The 15,785-nt window shown below is 63.0% G+C and carries 20 protein-coding genes; 17 read left to right on the forward strand and 3 right to left on the reverse strand.

The window, feature by feature from the left end; translation table 11 throughout:
- Positions 1-2: 2 nt before the first annotated feature.
- The 17 genes from IPM73_17965 (at position 3) to IPM73_18045 (ending at position 13,504) form a co-directional block, all read left to right on the forward strand.
- Complete coding sequence (locus tag IPM73_17965) at positions 3-755, forward strand: hypothetical protein (protein ID MBK8919868.1); 753 nt, start codon at positions 3-5, stop codon at positions 753-755.
- Positions 755-1,156 (forward strand): hypothetical protein, encoded by a 402-nt coding sequence (locus tag IPM73_17970; GenBank protein ID MBK8919869.1) that lies wholly within the window; start codon positions 755-757, stop codon positions 1,154-1,156. Before IPM73_17965 ends, IPM73_17970 begins: the two co-directional genes overlap by 1 nt.
- Before the next feature lie 29 nt (positions 1,157-1,185).
- The gene (locus tag IPM73_17975) at positions 1,186-1,341 is read left to right on the forward strand and encodes a hypothetical protein (GenBank protein MBK8919870.1); all 156 of its coding nucleotides are present in this window, start codon (positions 1,186-1,188) and stop codon (positions 1,339-1,341) included.
- A gap of 3 nt (positions 1,342-1,344) precedes the next feature.
- On the forward strand, positions 1,345-1,986 hold the full coding sequence (locus tag IPM73_17980) for a hypothetical protein (protein MBK8919871.1): 642 nt from the start codon (positions 1,345-1,347) through the stop codon (positions 1,984-1,986).
- Positions 1,986-4,691 (forward strand): phage tail protein, encoded by a 2,706-nt coding sequence (locus IPM73_17985; GenBank protein MBK8919872.1) that lies wholly within the window; start codon positions 1,986-1,988, stop codon positions 4,689-4,691. Before IPM73_17980 ends, IPM73_17985 begins: the two co-directional genes overlap by 1 nt.
- Before the next feature lie 19 nt (positions 4,692-4,710).
- Complete coding sequence (locus tag IPM73_17990; protein ID MBK8919873.1) at positions 4,711-5,769, forward strand: hypothetical protein; 1,059 nt, start codon at positions 4,711-4,713, stop codon at positions 5,767-5,769.
- The gene (locus IPM73_17995; GenBank protein ID MBK8919874.1) at positions 5,766-7,349 is read left to right on the forward strand and encodes a hypothetical protein; all 1,584 of its coding nucleotides are present in this window, start codon (positions 5,766-5,768) and stop codon (positions 7,347-7,349) included. Before IPM73_17990 ends, IPM73_17995 begins: the two co-directional genes overlap by 4 nt.
- A gap of 5 nt (positions 7,350-7,354) precedes the next feature.
- Positions 7,355-8,143 (forward strand): phage BR0599 family protein, encoded by a 789-nt coding sequence (locus tag IPM73_18000; protein MBK8919875.1) that lies wholly within the window; start codon positions 7,355-7,357, stop codon positions 8,141-8,143.
- An 18-nt stretch (positions 8,144-8,161) separates the two neighbouring features.
- A complete protein-coding gene (locus IPM73_18005) occupies positions 8,162-8,389 on the forward strand; it encodes a hypothetical protein (GenBank protein MBK8919876.1) in 228 nt (75 codons plus the stop codon).
- Positions 8,386-8,601, forward strand: coding sequence for a hypothetical protein (locus IPM73_18010; protein MBK8919877.1), 216 nt, complete (start codon positions 8,386-8,388; stop codon positions 8,599-8,601). The genes IPM73_18005 and IPM73_18010 overlap by 4 nt, the downstream gene beginning before the upstream one ends.
- On the forward strand, positions 8,601-10,874 hold the full coding sequence (locus IPM73_18015) for a phage tail protein (protein ID MBK8919878.1): 2,274 nt from the start codon (positions 8,601-8,603) through the stop codon (positions 10,872-10,874). Before IPM73_18010 ends, IPM73_18015 begins: the two co-directional genes overlap by 1 nt.
- Entirely contained in the window at positions 10,874-11,470 is a 597-nt protein-coding gene (locus IPM73_18020) for a hypothetical protein (protein ID MBK8919879.1), read from the forward strand. The genes IPM73_18015 and IPM73_18020 overlap by 1 nt, the downstream gene beginning before the upstream one ends.
- Before the next feature lie 3 nt (positions 11,471-11,473).
- On the forward strand, positions 11,474-11,824 hold the full coding sequence (locus IPM73_18025; GenBank protein MBK8919880.1) for a DUF2793 domain-containing protein: 351 nt from the start codon (positions 11,474-11,476) through the stop codon (positions 11,822-11,824).
- 67 nt (positions 11,825-11,891) lie between these two features.
- Positions 11,892-12,197, forward strand: a complete 306-nt coding sequence (locus IPM73_18030; protein ID MBK8919881.1) for a hypothetical protein — start codon at positions 11,892-11,894, stop codon at positions 12,195-12,197.
- Entirely contained in the window at positions 12,194-12,670 is a 477-nt protein-coding gene (locus IPM73_18035; GenBank protein ID MBK8919882.1) for a hypothetical protein, read from the forward strand. The genes IPM73_18030 and IPM73_18035 overlap by 4 nt, the downstream gene beginning before the upstream one ends.
- Complete coding sequence (locus tag IPM73_18040) at positions 12,667-13,134, forward strand: lysozyme (GenBank protein MBK8919883.1); 468 nt, start codon at positions 12,667-12,669, stop codon at positions 13,132-13,134. The genes IPM73_18035 and IPM73_18040 overlap by 4 nt, the downstream gene beginning before the upstream one ends.
- Before the next feature lie 79 nt (positions 13,135-13,213).
- Positions 13,214-13,504: a hypothetical protein gene (locus IPM73_18045; protein MBK8919884.1), complete on the forward strand. Its 291-nt coding sequence runs from the start codon at positions 13,214-13,216 to the stop codon at positions 13,502-13,504.
- 4 nt (positions 13,505-13,508) lie between these two features.
- Here the strand turns inward: IPM73_18045 and IPM73_18050 are convergent, their stop codons facing one another.
- Genes IPM73_18050 through IPM73_18060 form a run of 3 tightly spaced genes read right to left on the reverse strand, consistent with a single transcriptional unit; the run spans position 13,509 to position 15,771 of the window.
- Positions 13,509-14,456 (reverse strand): HrgA protein, encoded by a 948-nt coding sequence (locus tag IPM73_18050; GenBank protein MBK8919885.1) that lies wholly within the window; start codon positions 14,454-14,456, stop codon positions 13,509-13,511.
- Positions 14,457-14,468: 12 nt separating this feature from the next.
- Positions 14,469-15,245, reverse strand: a complete 777-nt coding sequence (locus IPM73_18055) for a nucleotidyltransferase (protein MBK8919886.1) — start codon at positions 15,243-15,245, stop codon at positions 14,469-14,471.
- Between the two features lie 4 nt (positions 15,246-15,249).
- Positions 15,250-15,771 carry an SLATT domain-containing protein gene (locus IPM73_18060; protein MBK8919887.1) on the reverse strand — a complete coding sequence of 174 codons (522 nt, stop codon included), beginning with the start codon at positions 15,769-15,771 and terminating at the stop codon, positions 15,250-15,252.
- Positions 15,772-15,785: the final 14 nt, after the last annotated feature.

Raw genomic sequence — 15,785 nt, forward strand, 5'->3', positions numbered from 1 at the left:
ACATGGCTTACTTTTCCGGACAAGGCCGCGTCTACATCGGCGCACGTGATGAACTCGGCAACCCGGCCGGGCTGACCTTCGTCGGCAACGTGCCCGAGCTGAAGGTGTCGCTGTCGGTGGACACCATCGAGCACCAGGAAGCGCAGTCGGGTCAGCGCCTGACCGACCTGCAACTCATCAAGACCAAGAAAGGCGAGTTCGCCTGCACGCTGGAAGAACTGATCGCCACCAACCTGGCGCTCGCGCTCTACGGCACCACGACCACGATCACCCCCGGCACGGTGACTGGCGAACTGCTGCCCAACCCGGTCACGCCGGGCAGTCTGTATCCGTTGGCCATGCAAAACGTGTCCGCCGTGCAGATCCAGGACTCGGATGCCACGCCCAAGACGCTCCCGGTCAGCCAGTACAGCGTCAATGCCAAGCACGGTTCACTGGTGGTGCTCGATGCCACGTCGGGCGGTCCGTACACCGAGCCGTTCACCGTCGATTACGCCTATGGCGCGGCGCAGAGCACGGCGATGTTCACCCAGCCGCTGCCCGAGCGCTGGATTCGCTTCGAGGGGCTCAACACCGCCGACGGCAACCGCGAGGTGGTGATCGACCTCTACCGCGTGGCCATCAACCCGGCCAAGGAACTCTCGATCATCACGGACGAACTGCTGAAGTTCGAGCTGTCGGGCCAAGTGCTGGCGGATCTGACCAAGCCAGTCGGCGGTGATCTCGGTCAGTTCGGACGTCTGGTGCTGCTGTGATGGACGGCTTCAAGACCTTCCCACCTTCACCGGTGGTCGTGACGCTGTCTGGCACCGCGCTGGAACTGACGCCGATCCGGCTGGGTGAGTTGCCACGGCTGCTGGCCGTGGTGCGCCCGCTGGCCGAGGAAATCACCAGCGATCCGGACTGGATGGCGCTGCTGGGACGGCACGGCGATGCCGTGCTGGATTTGCTGGCGATCACCACCCGGCGTGAACGCGCGTGGATCAACGACCTGTCGCTGGAGGACGCCGTGCAACTGGCCGCCGCCGTGTTCGAGGTGAACGCGGATTTTTTCGTGGCGCACGTCGTCCCGGCGATTCAGGGCGCGGCCCAGCGACTCGCGCCGACGCTGCGCTCACTGACGATCTCGGCTGGGACAGTGCCGTCGCCCGCCTGATCCGCGCCGGGCACCGGCTTGGCGACGTGATGGCCTACACGCTCACGCAGGCGCAAGCCTTTCTGGATGCCGACGGCCAGATCGAACGGCAGCAGCTTGCCCAGCTGCTCGGCATTCATGCCGTGGCAGCCCAGGGCGAGAAGCGTGGCATCGAACAACTGCAACGCGATCTGCTCAAGGACTGACCCATGCGTCTCTCGCTCACCACCACCGGCTTGCTGGACCCGCGCCAGTTGGCGGCGTGGAGCACCGAGCGGCGTCGTGCCATCCACACCGCTGTCGCCAAGGGCATGCAATCGGGCGGGCGTGAAGTGCGTGATGCGGCGCGATCCGAGATGCGCAGTGCCTTCACCGTCAAGCGCAACAGCTTCATCTCCTCGATGGGCGTGAAGGTGTTCGACAAGAAGCCCGAACTGCTGCCCGCCTTGCTGGTGGGCAGCAAGATTCCTTGGCTCGGTCTGCATGAAAAAGGCGGCACGGTGAGCGGCAATTTGCTGATACCGCTGCTGCCCGGGCGCATCGGCCCCAAGCGTTTCAAGGCGGTCATCGATGGCCTGATGCGCTCGGGCAATGCCTTCTTCATCGAGAAGAACGGTCGCGTGCTGCTGATGGCCGAGAACATCAAAGAGAACGCCGGGCAGCTTGGCCGCTTCAAGCGTGCCGAGCGTGGTCGTACCGGGGCCAAGCAGATCAAGCGTGGCCAGGAGATTCCCATCGCCGTGCTGGTCAAGCGCGTCGATCTCAAACGACGACTGAATCTGGCGGGTGGCGTGCAACGCGCACTACCTGCCTTGGCGCGGGCGATTCAACAAGAACTGGACAAAGTCTGATGGCAAGCAATCGTGCCCAAATCCTGATCAGTGCCGTCGACCAGACCAAGACCGCTTTCGATTCGATCAAGCGGGGCCTGGGTGGCCTGACCGACACCGCCAAGAGCGTCAACGGCGTGCTGGCCAACCTTGGTGTGGCCGTATCGGTGGCTGGACTGACTGCGATGGTCAAATCGGCCATCGACACTGGCGACGCGCTGGACGAGATGTCGCAACGTGTCGGTGTCAGCGTCGAGACCCTGTCGGTATGGAAACCGGCAGCCGAGCAGTCCGGTGTGTCCGGCGAATCGTTCGAGAAGGGGCTGCGCAAGCTGTCCACCACGATGCTGGAAGCCGCGACCGGGTCGGAAGATGCCGCGCGCGGATTCTCCGCGGTGGGCGTCGAGTTCAAGAACCAGGACGGCACCCTGCGCGCCACCGATCAGGTGCTGCTTGATCTGGCCGAACGCTTCAAGGCCATGCCCGATGGCGCGGAGAAAACTGCGCTGGCCGTGCAACTGTTCGGCAAGTCGGGAGCCGAGCTGATCCCGTTCCTGAATCAGGGGCGCGACGGCATCAATGAGCTCGCCGCCGAGATGCAGGCGCTTGGCGTGCAGATGAGTAGTGAGACTGCGGCGCAGGCGGGCAACTTCAACGATGCGCTCGACAAGCTGAAACTGGCCACCACCAGCATCGGCAACCAGATCATCGCGTCCTTGCTGCCCGCCCTGAACGATATGGCCGGTGGCATGGTCGAGTCGGCCAAGCAAGGCGGCACGCTGCGCGCGATCCTGGATGGCGTGGTGCTGGTGCTCAAGACCCTGGCCCTCGGTGCCGCCACCGTCGGCAAGGCCTTCGTCGCCTTGGGCGAAGCCATTGGCGCGGGTGTCGCCGCCGCTGTGGAAGCGCTCAAGGGCAACACCGACGGGGCCAAGGCCATCATTGCCGACCTCAAAGGCAATCTGGTCAAACGGCTGGATGAACTGGCGTCCTTCCGTGACAGCCTGTTCGACCCCAAGCCCATCGAGGTCAAGGCACCCAAGATCCAGGCCGATCCGGAACTGCTTCAACGCCTGACCAAGCCCAAAGCCGTCAAGCCAGCGCAGGACACGACCGGCGCGCAAACCACGCTGATGAAAGCGCAGCTGGACGCCGAGTTCGCGCTGCTCAAGGACGGTCTGGCCCGGCAACAAACTGCGCTGGATGCTGCGCTCGAAGACCGTCTGGTCTCGGTGCGCGACTACTACACGCAGAAAACGGCCATCGAGCAGCGCGAGGTCGACGCCGAGATCGCCCGCAAGCAGCAGGAGCTGGCCCGCAGTCAGCAAGTCGCCACCAACGGCAAGTCGGAAAACGACCGCCTGCGTGCCAAGGCCGAAGTGGCCAAGGCGGAAGCCGACCTCATCACGCTCAACAACCGGCGCACGGACATCGAGCAGGCCAATGCGCGCAAGGCAGCGCAAGCCGAGCGTGAGCTGGCCGATGCCTTGGCGCAGGCGCGTGAGGAACTGGCACAGATCACAGGCACGGCTACAGATGCCGACCGGCAAGCTGCCATCGAGCGCAGCTACCGGGATCTGCGGGCACGACTGGCGGCAGAAAGCGATGCCGACGGCGTGTCGCTCGTTGACCGGCTGATCAACGTGAAGGCGGCGCAAGCGAACCTATCCGCACTGGAAGCCCAATGGCGGCAGGTCACCGAGCGTCTGCGCAATGCGCAGGAGGCCATTCAGACCCAGCAGCAGGCTGGGCTGCTGACCGAAGCACAGGCGCGTCAGCAGATCGTGGCCCTGCAACAGCAATCGGCCACCGAGATGGAGCGCCTGTTGCCGACCATGCAGCAAGCCGCGCAGGCCATCGGGCCGGATGCGGTGATTCGCGTGCAGGCGTGGCGCAACGAGCTGGATCGCACCAAGCTCACGGTCGATGAAATGGCCCCGCTGTGGAATCGCATCGGCGAGAGTTTTGGCGGTGCGCTCAACGGGATGATCACCGGCGCGCAGACCTGGCGCAGTGCCTTGGCGAGCATCTTCCAGCAGGTGGCCGATGCCTTCCTGCAGCAGATCGTGATCCAGCCGTTTCAGCAGTGGATCGCCATGCAGGCGCGGATGCTGGCGCTCAAGCTCGGTTTCATCCAGCAGGAGCAGACCGTCGATGCGGCGGCCAGCGCCGCCAAGGTCGCGCAAAAGACCACCGAAACCACCGCCGTGGTGTCGATGGATGCGGCCAAGGCGGGAGCCGGGGCGGCGGCGTCGCAGGCTTCCATTCCCTACGTTGGCCCGGCACTCGCGGTGGCCGCGATGGTAGCCATGGTCGCCGCTGTGATGGCGCTCTTGGGTGGCATCAAGAAGTTCGCGGGTGGCGGTCTGGTCTCCGGCCCGGGTAGCGCCACGTCGGATTCGATCCCGGCGCGTCTGTCCGCAGGCGAGTACGTGGTGCGGGCGGCCGCCGTGCGCCAGGTCGGTGTGGCCTTCCTCGATTCGCTCAACGGCTTGTCGGCAGGCCCACGTTTCAAGGGTGGCGAATTGGCCTTCGCAGCGGGCGGGCTGGTACCGGAGGTGAAAGTGCCGCCCGCGCAGCCGCAGGTGAATCAGGCGGTGCGCATCGTCAACGCGGTCGATCCGGGCGTGACCCACGACCACCTGCAGTCGCCTGCCGGAGAGAAAGTCATCGTCAACATCATCGGGCGCAATGCACGGGCCATCCGTGCGGCGCTGCAAGGCTGAATTTTCAGGGGAAAGTCCAATGGCACTTCTGTTCATCGACGGTTTCGATCACTACGACCCGCAGGCCGTGGACAGCTTTGGCGATCCGTGGCTGGCACGTGGCAAGGCGGCGTATCTCTCGCCGCAGGCCACCCGGATCAATGGCCGTCGTCCGTCCTCCTATGCCCTGCGTTTGCCGGAAGGTTCGGGCGGTGGCTACGTCAAGAACCTCGACGCCACCAAGACCAGCCTGATCGTCGGGGCAGCCATTCGCGTGGTGCCGTACCAAAACACCTACACCGAGCCACTGCTGCTGGGCGTGCGCGATGCCAACTCGCAGGTCGCGCATCTCGTGAAAATCGGCGAGGACGGTCGGCTCAAGCTCTACCGCTGGCAATACGGCTATGACCAGTTGATCTCTGTCTCAGTCGCCAGCGCTCCGGCGCGCGGCTGGCACTACATCGAGTTGCAGGTCACGCAAGGCACCAGCAACGGCATTCTGTCAGTGCGCATCAACGGCATCCTGGCCATCCAGATGACCGCGCAGAACACCATCCAGGGCGGTGGCCAACTGCTCACGGCATTCGTGGGTGCCGTGCCCGGCCAGAGCTGTCCGCTCACCATCGACGTCGACGACTTCTACATCGCCGACACCAGCGGCACGATCAACAACACCTTTCTCGGTGATGTGCGCGTCGATGCCTTGCAGGCACAGGCCGATGGCAGCCTGAACCAGTGGACGGCCAGCCCGGTCGGTACCGCTGCATGGGAAGCCGTGAGCGACGAGGACGAAGCTACGGCGATCAATGCGCCGAACGTGGGGTTGCGCCAGTCCTTCGATGTCGAGCCGCTGCCGGTGATGGCCACGCCCGCCATCTACGGCGTCCAGCTCACGATGCTGGCGCGCAAGACCGACGCCGGTCTGGGCAAGGTCAAAGGCCTCGTGGTCAGTGGTGCGCAAAGCGCCGTCAGCACCGACATCATTCTGCAGGAGCAACTGGCCTGGCAGAGCACGCTGTTCGAGCGTAATCCGAACGGCAACGTGCAGTGGACGGAGGCCGCCTTCAATGCCGCTGAGTTCGGCGTGGAGTCGGCATGACGGATCGCGTCGTCGTTCAAGACCTCGCGGAGGTTTCCAGCAAACCAACGCCGGGAAGCGAACTGCCCGCTTTCCAGAGTGAAGTGCTCTCGCGTGCCACTTTTGGGGCGACCGCAGCCAGCTTCACGCCGGAAACAGCTGTCGCTCCGCTGCCGCCCAATCTGGCGGCCAGCCTGCTGGCGGAATCCTTGGCGGGCCCCTGGCCACCCATCGATGCACCGACCTTTCTGGTCGAAGTGTTGCGCCGTGATACGGCCTCAAGCGCCATCGTCGCCACCGGTATGGATGCCTTCGGCGACCAGCCTTGGCCGGATGCGCAACGCGGCGTGTTTGCCTTCCGTCATGATTGGATGGAGCCCCTTGTGGAACGGCTGGAGTGGCAGACCAGCGTCACACGGCTGGCCAGTGGCAACGAATCCCGTCAAGCACGCCGACGTGTTCCTCGGCGCTGGCTCACCTACAAGGTGGGCAGCGCCCGACAGACCGATGCCCTGGTGGCCGACTGGCTGGCCGATCATCTCGGTCAAATGGCGCTGTGGCCGCTGCCGCAGTACGCGGTGCACCTGACCGAGTCCTGCGAACGTGGCGCACTGGCACTCAATGTGACCGAAGCTGACGGGCGACAGTTCGGGCCACTCTCGGCCAATGTGCATCTGACCTACGACGGGGTGCAGGGCTGGCAGGAAACTGAGAACAATGGCCGCTGGATTTTGATCATCGCCGCCGATGGCTGGCAGATCGCCCAACTCAGCGATGTGGAAAGCGATCTGCTGTGGCTGACGGAGCCCTTGGCACGCGCCGCAGCCGTGGGCAGCACCATCATGCCCTTGGTGTGGGGCAAGACCATCGATCTGGCGGATCTCACGCAGTGGGTACCCGGTATGGTCGGCGGCAACATTCCCACTCAGATCCAGCCTGCGCCATTGCCCGACCAGGATGTCCTCGATGACCCGTGGCTCGACGAGATCCCGGTCTGGCCAGATGGCAACTGGCGTGACGATCCGACGGCTGCCGCGCAAGCCACGATCACCCGCCAAGACTTCTCGCCTGCAGATCCGTGGGTGCGCCGGGACGATCCGTGGGCGACGACAACTTTGCAGCGGCGCTATCTGGCCAGCTCACTCGATGAAATCGAGATCTGGCGGGCGCGGTTGTGGCGCACCCAAGGCCGTCTGGAAGCCTTCTGGCTGCCCGATGGCTTGGCTCCGATCCTGTGGGTGACCGTCGAAGCCGATCCCGAAGATGGCTTCCTGCGCGTGGATGGCAAAGACATCTCCGCGCGAATTTCGGAATTTTGGCATCGCCCCGCCGCCTGCTTGATCGTGCACCCAGACGGCTATCGGCAGTACGCCCTGACGGCGACCTGCCATCTGGATCAAGGCGGTGTGCTGGTGCTGCGCTCGGGCCTCGACGACTGGGTGCCCGCAGGCAGCCGCGTCATTCGCCTCGTGCGCTGCCGCCTCGACCACGATGCCATCGATCTGTACTGGCACAGCCCGACGCTGCTGGAGATCACCTTGACCGCGCGCCAGTTGCCCGAACCACGCGGAAATGACCGTCAAACCTACGAGGGAGAGTAAGCACGATGAGCCAGAACCCATTGCTGGAAGTCGAGCTATACGCCTTCGCCAGCAACAGCGCGCAGTTCTATCTGACGCCGCACGAATTCGACGTTGATCTGGACGGCAATCTTTACAAGAGCCTGGCCTTGGAACGCAACGAACTGGCGCTGGGTGCTGAAGCTGCGAAGGCTGGCTTGGATCTGAAACTGCCGCCGAACTGTGATTTGGTGCGCCACCTGCTCGCCAACTCGCTGACCGGCGACACTACCTCGATCACCCTGCGCATCGGACGGCGCGATACCTGGGGCGACTACTGGTGGATCTCCGGCACGCGCTGGATGGGCCGGGTGCTGGGCGTCGAAGTCGCCGACGATGTGGCTCGTGTTCGCTGCGAATCCGCGCAAGTCAGTCTCAAGCGTATCGGGTTGCGGCGGCTCTACAGCCGCAAGTGTTCCCACGTGCTGTATTCGGCTGCCTGTGGTGCCTCACCGATTTCTGCCAGCGCCTTGGTGAGCAACAGCAATGGCCGTAACGTCGATCTCGACGGTGGCACGCCCGGCAGCGTCAGTGGTGGCTTGGCCGGTGGCTGGCTGCAAACCCCGGAAGGTGCGCGCCACATGATCGTCAATGACTACGGTGGTGGCGTCGAGTTGCTCTATCCGGTGGCCATTGAATTCGGCACCGAGGTGCTGCTGACGGTCGGCTGCGATCACAGCACGGCCACGTGCGAGTCGCGCTTCGGCAACCTCGACAACTACGGCGGCTTTCCCGCCATCCCGAGCAAAAACCCGTTCTCGACGGGCGTGTTCTGAATCCCTGGAGAAATCGCCATGTGGTACCTCGTCGTCATCGTGGTGGCGGCGCTGGTTTCGGTCGCGCTCGCGCCGAAACCGCCCGAACCCAAACCGGCATCCCTGTCTGACGTCGATGCCCCCACCGCAGAAGAAGGCCGACCGATTCCCGTCGTGTTCGGCACCGTGCTGCTGCGTGGCTCCAACGTCGTCTGGTACGGCGATCTGGAAGCCGACCCGATCAAGAAGAAAGGTGGCAAGAAATGACCACTCAGACCGTCATCACCATCGATCACGTACGCGCCGTAGGCCTGTGCGTGAACGGCACGCGCACATGGTTTGCGCGTCACGATCTGGATTTCCGCGCCTTCCTGCGTGAAGGCTGTGACGCCGACACCTTGCTGGCCACCGGTGATGCAATGGCACAACGTGTGGTCGAGCATGCCCGCAATCAATCCTGCCAGCGGGAGCAAGGCTGATGGGTGGCAGCAGCAAATCGCAAACCGTTGGCTACCGCTACCGGATGGGGCTACATCTGGCCTTGTGCCAGGGGCCTGTCGATGCCGTGCAGGAAATCCAGATGGGCGACCGTACCGCGTGGGGGGATGCCGACCGTGCGCCGCTGTCCAGCGGGCATGGGCTGAGCAGCCTCTCGATCAACAAGCCCACTCTGTTTGGCGGCGACGAGCGCGAAGGCGGCGTGGTCGGCACCATCGATGTGCTTTCTGGTCATGCCGGACAAGGACGCAACGACTACCTGATGAGTCGCCTCGGCGATTCCATTCCGGCATTTCGGGGCGTGCTGTCCTTGGTGGCACGCAAGATCCTGTTCGCGGCCAACAACCCCTACATCAAACCGTGGGCAGTGCGCGTCCGGCGCTTCACGGCGGGTTGGTTCGATGCGCCGTGGATGGAATGGAATGCCGAAGTCCGCACCTGGGATGAGGACGAAGGCCGTGAGATCAGCGTCGGTATGAACCCGGCGCACATTCTGGTGCAGTGCCTCACCGATCCGCATTGGGGTATGGGCTATCCGCAGAGCACCATCGGCTGGAGTTTCTGGAACGCGGCATGGGCTTTGTCGAGTGAGGGCTTCGGCCTCAATCTGATCTGGACACGGCAGCAGCCCATCGAGAGCTTCATCGGCCAGGTCATCGACCACATTGGCGGCATCCTCTACACCGACCCGGAGCAAGGCACGTTTGAGCTCAAGCTGCTGCGCGACGACTATTGGATCGACAGCCTGCCGCAGTTGGGGCCTGACGAAATCGTGCGGTTGGAACGCTTCGAGCGCGCCCAGTGGGGCGAGCTGCCCAACGAACTGACCGTGGTCTACACCGACTGGCAGACCGGCGGTGATGCTGCCGTTACGGTCGAGAACCTGGCCGCCATCCAGTTGCAAGGCGGCGTGATCAATCAACGCCGCGACTACCCGGGCGTGAACTACGGGCCACTGGCCGCGCGGCTGGCCTTGCGTGACCTGCGTGCCTTGGGTTCACCACTGGCCCGGATGAGTCTGACAGTGGCACGCGACACGCTGGAGCGTGCGCCGCTGCCGGGCGATGTATTTCTGCTGAACTGGCCGCGCTTGGGTGTGGATCAGATGGTGGTGCGCGTCACCGGCATCGACACCGGCACCTTGGGCGCGGCCGAGTGGCGCATCGAAGCCATGGAAGATGTGTTCGGGATGAGCAACACCGTGCTGTCGCCCCCGCCACCGCACGTCGAGGAGCCGACCATCGAACCTTTGCCGCCCGCCGTGGTGCTGGCCGTCGAGGTGCCGTATTGGGAACTGGCCCGGCGCTTGTCGCGCGCAGATCTGGCCTACCTGACCGATACGGACACCTATCTCGGTGCGCTGGCCGCCGCCGGTGGCAGCGGGCAGTTGAATTGGCAACTGGCTACCGGCGCTTCAGGCGGCGACCTCACTGCCGTGGTGGGCGAGGACTATGCGCCGCTGCTGACGCTTGATGCAGCCTTGCCTGCCAGTGAGGCCGATGCCATCGGTGTACCAGTGACGGCGATCAGCCAGCCGGAAAGACTGGCCGAGGGCGACTACGCGTATCTGTTGGCCGCCAGTGGGGCGATTGCAGAGGCCGTTGCCGTCCTGGCCTTCGATGCTGCCAACGCGACCATCGATCTCGCACGCGGCGTGCTCGACACCACACCCCAAGCACATGCCTCGGGGACTCGGTTGATCGGTGTCGGCGAATGGCTGGCATCCGAAGGTGCGGAGCGGGCCCCGGGCGAATCGGTGTTCGTGGGCGCGATTCCTCGCACGTCGACCGATCAGGGCGATCCTGTGTTGGCCGCCAATGGGCAGCCGATGGTGCTGGCTGGTCGGCAGGCTTTGCCGTATCCACCCGGTCGTATCCGCCTTAGTGGCCAGACTGAGCCTGCCGTTGTGGCCGGTGATCTCAACGTCGCGTGGGCCCATCGCGACCGCACGCAGCAGACCGCCTACCTCGTGCAGCAAGACGAGGGCGATATCGGGCCAGAACTGGGCGTGACCTACACGCTGCGCATCCGCAATCGCAATGGCGTGCTGGCGCACACCGAAACGGGACTGCTCGGCACAACCTTTATCTGGACGGCAGCAGTGGCCGCGCTGGATGCCGGTGCGCTGGGCGACCGCATCACGGTGGAGATCAGTGCCGAGCGCGATGGTTTGAGTAGCTGGCAGCCGCAGGTGCGGGTCATGGATCGCGCGGGCTACGGCCTGCGCTGGGGACAGTATTGGGGAGGTGTGTGATGGAGCCGCGCATCGATGTTCATCTGCTCACCCTGAACGAGCCTGCCGAATGGCGTGAGGCCTGCATCGCCAGCCTCGAGGAAGCACCGATCCAGTTGCACGTTTTGCCCGGCATTCCGGGTCGCATTGGCGAGGCACGCGCCGCAGGCTATGCACAAGGCACGCTGCCGCTGGTGTCCTTTGTCGATCCCGACGATCTGTACGAAGCCAGTGCCTTCATACAACTGGCCGACGCGCTGGATGCCTGCCCGCAGGCCGTGATGGCCTACACCGACGAAGCACTGACCGACGAAAACGGCCAGGACATCGCCGTGCGGCGTCTGGCCTACAGTCGTTGGCAACACGCCAACAGCGCAAGCCACGTGCACGGCCTGATCGTGATGCGTCGATCCGTCGTCGAAGCCGTGCTCAAGGAAACCACCGACCTCAACAACTTCGCCGACTGGCTGCTGACCCTGCTCGTGGCCAAACGCGGCGGCGTGCTCTACCTGCCCATCGTTGGGCGGCATTGGCGACAACACCCGCAGCAAAGCCATCGCACCGGCGACCCGGACGCTGTCCGGCGCATTCGCCAAGCATCGAATCTCTGGAGATAAACCATGTCATCAACCGATCCGAACCTTGGACTCAACTACGGCTGGACGCTCGGCGAGAGCGGCTGGGACACCGGCATGGACGCCAACCTCAAGCGCCTCGGCGCTGTGGTCGGCCTGTCCGTGAAAGACCGCGACCTGACCACGCCACCGGCCAGCCCCGCCAACGGCGACCGCTACATCGTGCCTGCGGCTGCCACGGGCGTGTGGGCGGGCAAAACCAACCAGATCGCGGTGCGCATTGCCGATGCCTGGGAGTACCACTCGCCCAAGATCGGCTGGCTTTGCTACATCGAGGACGAGGCCAAGCTCTCGGCCTACAAGCCCACCGGCTGGAGCGCAGGCATCGCCATCTAAATTTCCATCCCTTCGCAACCACCAGAAATCCGCCCACGAGGCGGGTTTCGCATTTCTGGAGACTGCAATGACCGAACCCGAACAACAACAGCCTGCGCTCGTCGAGAACATGCTCCTCTTGCGCCGCGAGGACTTCGACGAACTGCTGGACCGCGCCGCTGAACGCGGAGCCGAGCGTGTCCTGACCCACCTTGGCCTGGAAAACGGCCACGCCGCACGCGACATCCGCGAACTACGCGACCTGCTGGAAGCCTGGCGTGATGCCCGACGCACGGCCTGGCAGACCACCGTCAAGGTCATCACCACCGGCATCCTGGCCGCACTGCTCGTTGGCGCAGCCATCAAGTTGAAACTGATGGGAGGCCCGCAATGATCGAGACACTGCTGGGTGGCCTCCTCGGCGGGGCCTTCCGTCTCGCACCTGAAATCCTCAAATGGCTCGACCGTAAAGGCGAGCGTGGCCACGAACTGGCGATGCAGGACAAGGCGCTGGAGTTCGAGAAGATTCGCGGCGTACAACGGATGTCGGAAATCGGCGCGGGTGCCGACGCCGCGTGGAATGTCGGGGCCATCGAAACCCTGCGCGAAGCCGTTCGCTCCCAAGGCGAGAAGACCGGCGTGCGCTGGGCAGACGCCTTGTCGGTCAGCGTGCGACCGGTGATCACCTACTGGTTCATGGCTTTGTACTGCGCTGCCAAGACTGCCGCATTTGCGGCCGCAGTGACTGCAGGTGCTGGCTGGGGCACGGCCATCCTGTATGCCTGGACGGAAGCGGATCAGGCGCTGTGGGCCGGGGTGTTGAACTTCTGGTTCCTCGGGCGCGTGTTCGACCGAGTGCGGCCGTGATTGAGGTACCCAAAGCGGCTATCGAGCTGGCCAAGCGCTTTGAGGGATTCGAGCGCAAGGTGAAACGCGGAATCGAGATCACTGCCGTTCCCTATATCTGCCCAGCAGGGTTCTGGACGATTGGGTACGGTCATCTCTGCGATCCCAAGCACCCGCCGATCACGGAGGCAGAGGCTGAGGTCTATCTAGCGCGGGATCTGCAGACCGCACTGGCGGCGACGCTGCGCTACTGCCCGGTGTTGGCCACCGAGCCCGAGAGCAGGCTCGCTGCCATCGTGGATTTCACGTTCAACCTTGGCGCTGGGCGGTTGCAGACATCGACGCTGCGGCGGCGCGTCAATCAGCGGGACTGGACTGCCGCCGCAACGGAACTGCGGCGCTGGGTCTATGGCGGGGGAAAAGTGCTGCCGGGACTCGTCACGCGACGGGAGGCTGAGGCCGTTTGGCTGCTGCGCAACGTGTGATTTCTAACCGCGCAGAAGAGCTTGGCTTCGCCGCCGAACAGCGCGTTCATGTCATCCATGCCAACACGGAGTATCAACCATGAGTAACCGATTCAAGCACGCCGTCATTGACGACGTCACCTCGCACAACATTGACGCCACCTTGCAAGACAACCTGCTTGACCTGTTCGAGTCGGCCATGATGTCGGTGGCCACGACGCTGGTGCGCGAGGCCAAATTCGACACCACCGACTTCGCCACCGCCAAGGGGCGCGGCTGTGAGGGGTTCACGTTGCTGGTGAGCCGAACGTGCGCCGACTCGCGCGACGGCTGGTTCGGGGCGTTTCAGCGTGGCGATGGACGCCTCGACGTGATCGGCCATCTGGAATAACCCGTCAGTCCCCCGTCTCGGGAACATCCCAGTCCGCCGGGCGCGCCTCGCCGGTCTGGTAGAACTGTTTCACCAGCTTCACGTACTCCAAAAAGTCCCGGTTCTCCGTGGCCAGCCGATTGGCCATGTCCCAATCGATCTCGTCGCGCTCACGCGCCGGAATCAGCACCTGACTGTCGGCAGGGTTGTCGACGTCCAGCTTGATGAAGCCAATGCCGTGGGCCGCGAAGAGCATCCGCAGTTCCTTCAGTGTGTCGGTGCCGCCGATTTCCGCAGCGACCAGATAACCGAAGTTGGCCCAGGACGAGTTCGATACGGCCTGAAAAAAGCACTCGCGCACGTTCGAACGATTGATCAGCAGCTTGACCTCGAACGACCACAACTTGGTACGCTTGTCGGAATACTGGTTGACGCAGTCGCGCACCTCCTGATGCCAGTCCGCGCCCAAATCCTCCATGCCGACCACGTCCGGGTACAGCCAGCGATTGCCGTTGGGCCCGCGCTTGTTGGACGAACGCTTCTCGTCGATGCGTTTGGAGAAGACGCCGAACTCCTCCCACAGGTATTGCGACAACAAGGGGTACAGCGCGTGTTCGTCAATCTTTAACGCACTGGCATCTGCAGCCGCCGACGTACCTTCGCTTTCCACCGCCGCCACTTCGGCGCTGTCCGAGCGCTCCGAATAGTAGTACTTGCGCGGCCGTCCCTCTGTCGTTTTCAGCTCTGGGTGCTTCGTTTGCATGCGCGGGCGCTGCGAACTGATTTCTGCGACGAGCTGCTGCACCAGATCCGCATCAGACTTGATGTAGTCCCCACGGCTGTTGGCCCGCTTTTCCTGGCACTCATCCGGATAGGTGGCAAATACCCATTCTGCAATTTGCCGAGCAGTGAATTTTTCCTCGGGGCGTTCCTTCAGGTAGCCGATGACGGCCTTTGCGAGATTTAATGCCATTTCAATACCCCCTCAGAGCCTGAACAACTTCTTGACCTCATTCTCAGCCGTTACCGGCATCTGGTCTTTCTCGCATTGCCTGACCTTGGCCACAATAGTTTTTGCACGCGTGATTTCATTATTGACTCGTTGCGAGTAAGACGAGTCGGTGCTCAGATTGTCGATTACCGAAAACAGGTAGTCCTTTTGATTCGACTGGAACCAGAAGCCCTGACCACAAATCCACTTCTCCATCGCAAATGAATCGAATGGAAATCCGCTGGCCGCATTCCAATATTTCATCAGACGAATAGTTGGCTTGATCAAAGAGTTGTTGTCCTTGTTCTTTGCTTCAAGCGTGGCGTTGAAGTCGTTCGGATTCGTGGTCATCCAACCGCCTGACCCGTTGGGAATCTGAAGCTCGCCGAGCCACGTTTTTGTCGCGGGCACCAGATCGAACTTGATGTGGTTCAACTCGAGAACAATGGTCGGGCTGGACTGATAGATTTCCGATGAGCCGTACCGTTTTTCGACAAAAGCCTTCAACCTATTCAGGTAAGTCTGCGGCGTGGCGCTGCCATCGCTGAAGACCACCATGTAATCAATATCGGACTGTTCGTCCATTGAGCGAGGCAGGATCGTGCCTCGCGTTGAAGAGCCGAATCGGAAATGCTGCGCAATTACGCCGCTGTCAAAGTGCAGCGCCATCCGCGATTGAAGTGTTGTGATCGAAGTCGTGATCGACGACTGCTCAGTTGTGGAGAGCACGGCACTGCTGGCCGTGTCCGTCAGAAAACTCAATACCGACATCTTGTCATTTATCCTTGTCCACTTTGTGGGTGGCTTCGCCTTCTTCGATGCCTTTGCGTGCAGCGACAAATGCGCGTCTTGGAATACTTGGGCTCTTCTGGTTCAGCTCATTGCGTGCAGAGGAAAGGGCCTTCAATCTCTCAGGAAGCTCGCCCAGCCGACTCGTATCAAGCAATTCGATCTCGCGGAAAAAGCGGGCTTCATTCCGAAGAGCCAAAAACTGTCCGGCAGCGGCCCGGTGCATTGCAGCGCGCTCGTTGGGCTTGAGAAAGGTCATCAAACCGGTCAGTAGCGACGCCAACAAGGTGAAGGCACTGGCCCACTCAGGTTGGCTTTTGACCAATGCAGCACCTGCAATCGCACCAAGAGCGGTTGCTGGCACACCCAGCCAGTAGTTGCGGCGAACCCATGTGTCTTCGGCGTTGAAATGCCCCTTGCTCGAATACAAGGCGTCTTCTTCCAGCCGCTCAGCCTCTCTGCAAAGCGCAGAAATCTTGGCTTGATCGGTTGTTTGGATCGGGTTCATCGGAATTCTCTTCA

This window comes from Betaproteobacteria bacterium (assembly GCA_016720065.1).
GTDB lineage: Bacteria > Pseudomonadota > Gammaproteobacteria > Burkholderiales > Rhodocyclaceae > SSSZ01.

What these genes read in the sequence shown, in the direction of transcription:
- IPM73_17985 (MBK8919872.1), top strand. Translation starts at nt 1,986, where the DNA reads ATGGCAAGCAATCGTGCCCAAATCCTGATCAGTGCCGTCGACCAGACC.
- IPM73_18005 (MBK8919876.1), top strand. Translation starts at nt 8,162, where the DNA reads ATGTGGTACCTCGTCGTCATCGTGGTGGCGGCGCTGGTTTCGGTCGCG.
- IPM73_18055 (MBK8919886.1), bottom strand. Translation starts at nt 15,245, where the DNA reads ATGTCGGTATTGAGTTTTCTGACGGACACGGCCAGCAGTGCCGTGCTC.
- IPM73_18000 (MBK8919875.1), top strand. Translation starts at nt 7,355, where the DNA reads ATGAGCCAGAACCCATTGCTGGAAGTCGAGCTATACGCCTTCGCCAGC.
- IPM73_18050 (MBK8919885.1), bottom strand. Translation starts at nt 14,456, where the DNA reads ATGGCATTAAATCTCGCAAAGGCCGTCATCGGCTACCTGAAGGAACGC.
- IPM73_17975 (MBK8919870.1), top strand. Translation starts at nt 1,186, where the DNA reads ATGGCCTACACGCTCACGCAGGCGCAAGCCTTTCTGGATGCCGACGGC.
- IPM73_17995 (MBK8919874.1), top strand. Translation starts at nt 5,766, where the DNA reads ATGACGGATCGCGTCGTCGTTCAAGACCTCGCGGAGGTTTCCAGCAAA.
- IPM73_18025 (MBK8919880.1), top strand. Translation starts at nt 11,474, where the DNA reads ATGTCATCAACCGATCCGAACCTTGGACTCAACTACGGCTGGACGCTC.
- IPM73_18060 (MBK8919887.1), bottom strand. Translation starts at nt 15,771, where the DNA reads ATGAACCCGATCCAAACAACCGATCAAGCCAAGATTTCTGCGCTTTGC.
- IPM73_18010 (MBK8919877.1), top strand. Translation starts at nt 8,386, where the DNA reads ATGACCACTCAGACCGTCATCACCATCGATCACGTACGCGCCGTAGGC.
- IPM73_17970 (MBK8919869.1), top strand. Translation starts at nt 755, where the DNA reads ATGGACGGCTTCAAGACCTTCCCACCTTCACCGGTGGTCGTGACGCTG.
- IPM73_17990 (MBK8919873.1), top strand. Translation starts at nt 4,711, where the DNA reads ATGGCACTTCTGTTCATCGACGGTTTCGATCACTACGACCCGCAGGCC.
- IPM73_18015 (MBK8919878.1), top strand. Translation starts at nt 8,601, where the DNA reads ATGGGTGGCAGCAGCAAATCGCAAACCGTTGGCTACCGCTACCGGATG.
- IPM73_17965 (MBK8919868.1), top strand. Translation starts at nt 3, where the DNA reads ATGGCTTACTTTTCCGGACAAGGCCGCGTCTACATCGGCGCACGTGAT.
- IPM73_17980 (MBK8919871.1), top strand. Translation starts at nt 1,345, where the DNA reads ATGCGTCTCTCGCTCACCACCACCGGCTTGCTGGACCCGCGCCAGTTG.
- IPM73_18045 (MBK8919884.1), top strand. Translation starts at nt 13,214, where the DNA reads ATGAGTAACCGATTCAAGCACGCCGTCATTGACGACGTCACCTCGCAC.
- IPM73_18030 (MBK8919881.1), top strand. Translation starts at nt 11,892, where the DNA reads ATGACCGAACCCGAACAACAACAGCCTGCGCTCGTCGAGAACATGCTC.
- IPM73_18020 (MBK8919879.1), top strand. Translation starts at nt 10,874, where the DNA reads ATGGAGCCGCGCATCGATGTTCATCTGCTCACCCTGAACGAGCCTGCC.
- IPM73_18035 (MBK8919882.1), top strand. Translation starts at nt 12,194, where the DNA reads ATGATCGAGACACTGCTGGGTGGCCTCCTCGGCGGGGCCTTCCGTCTC.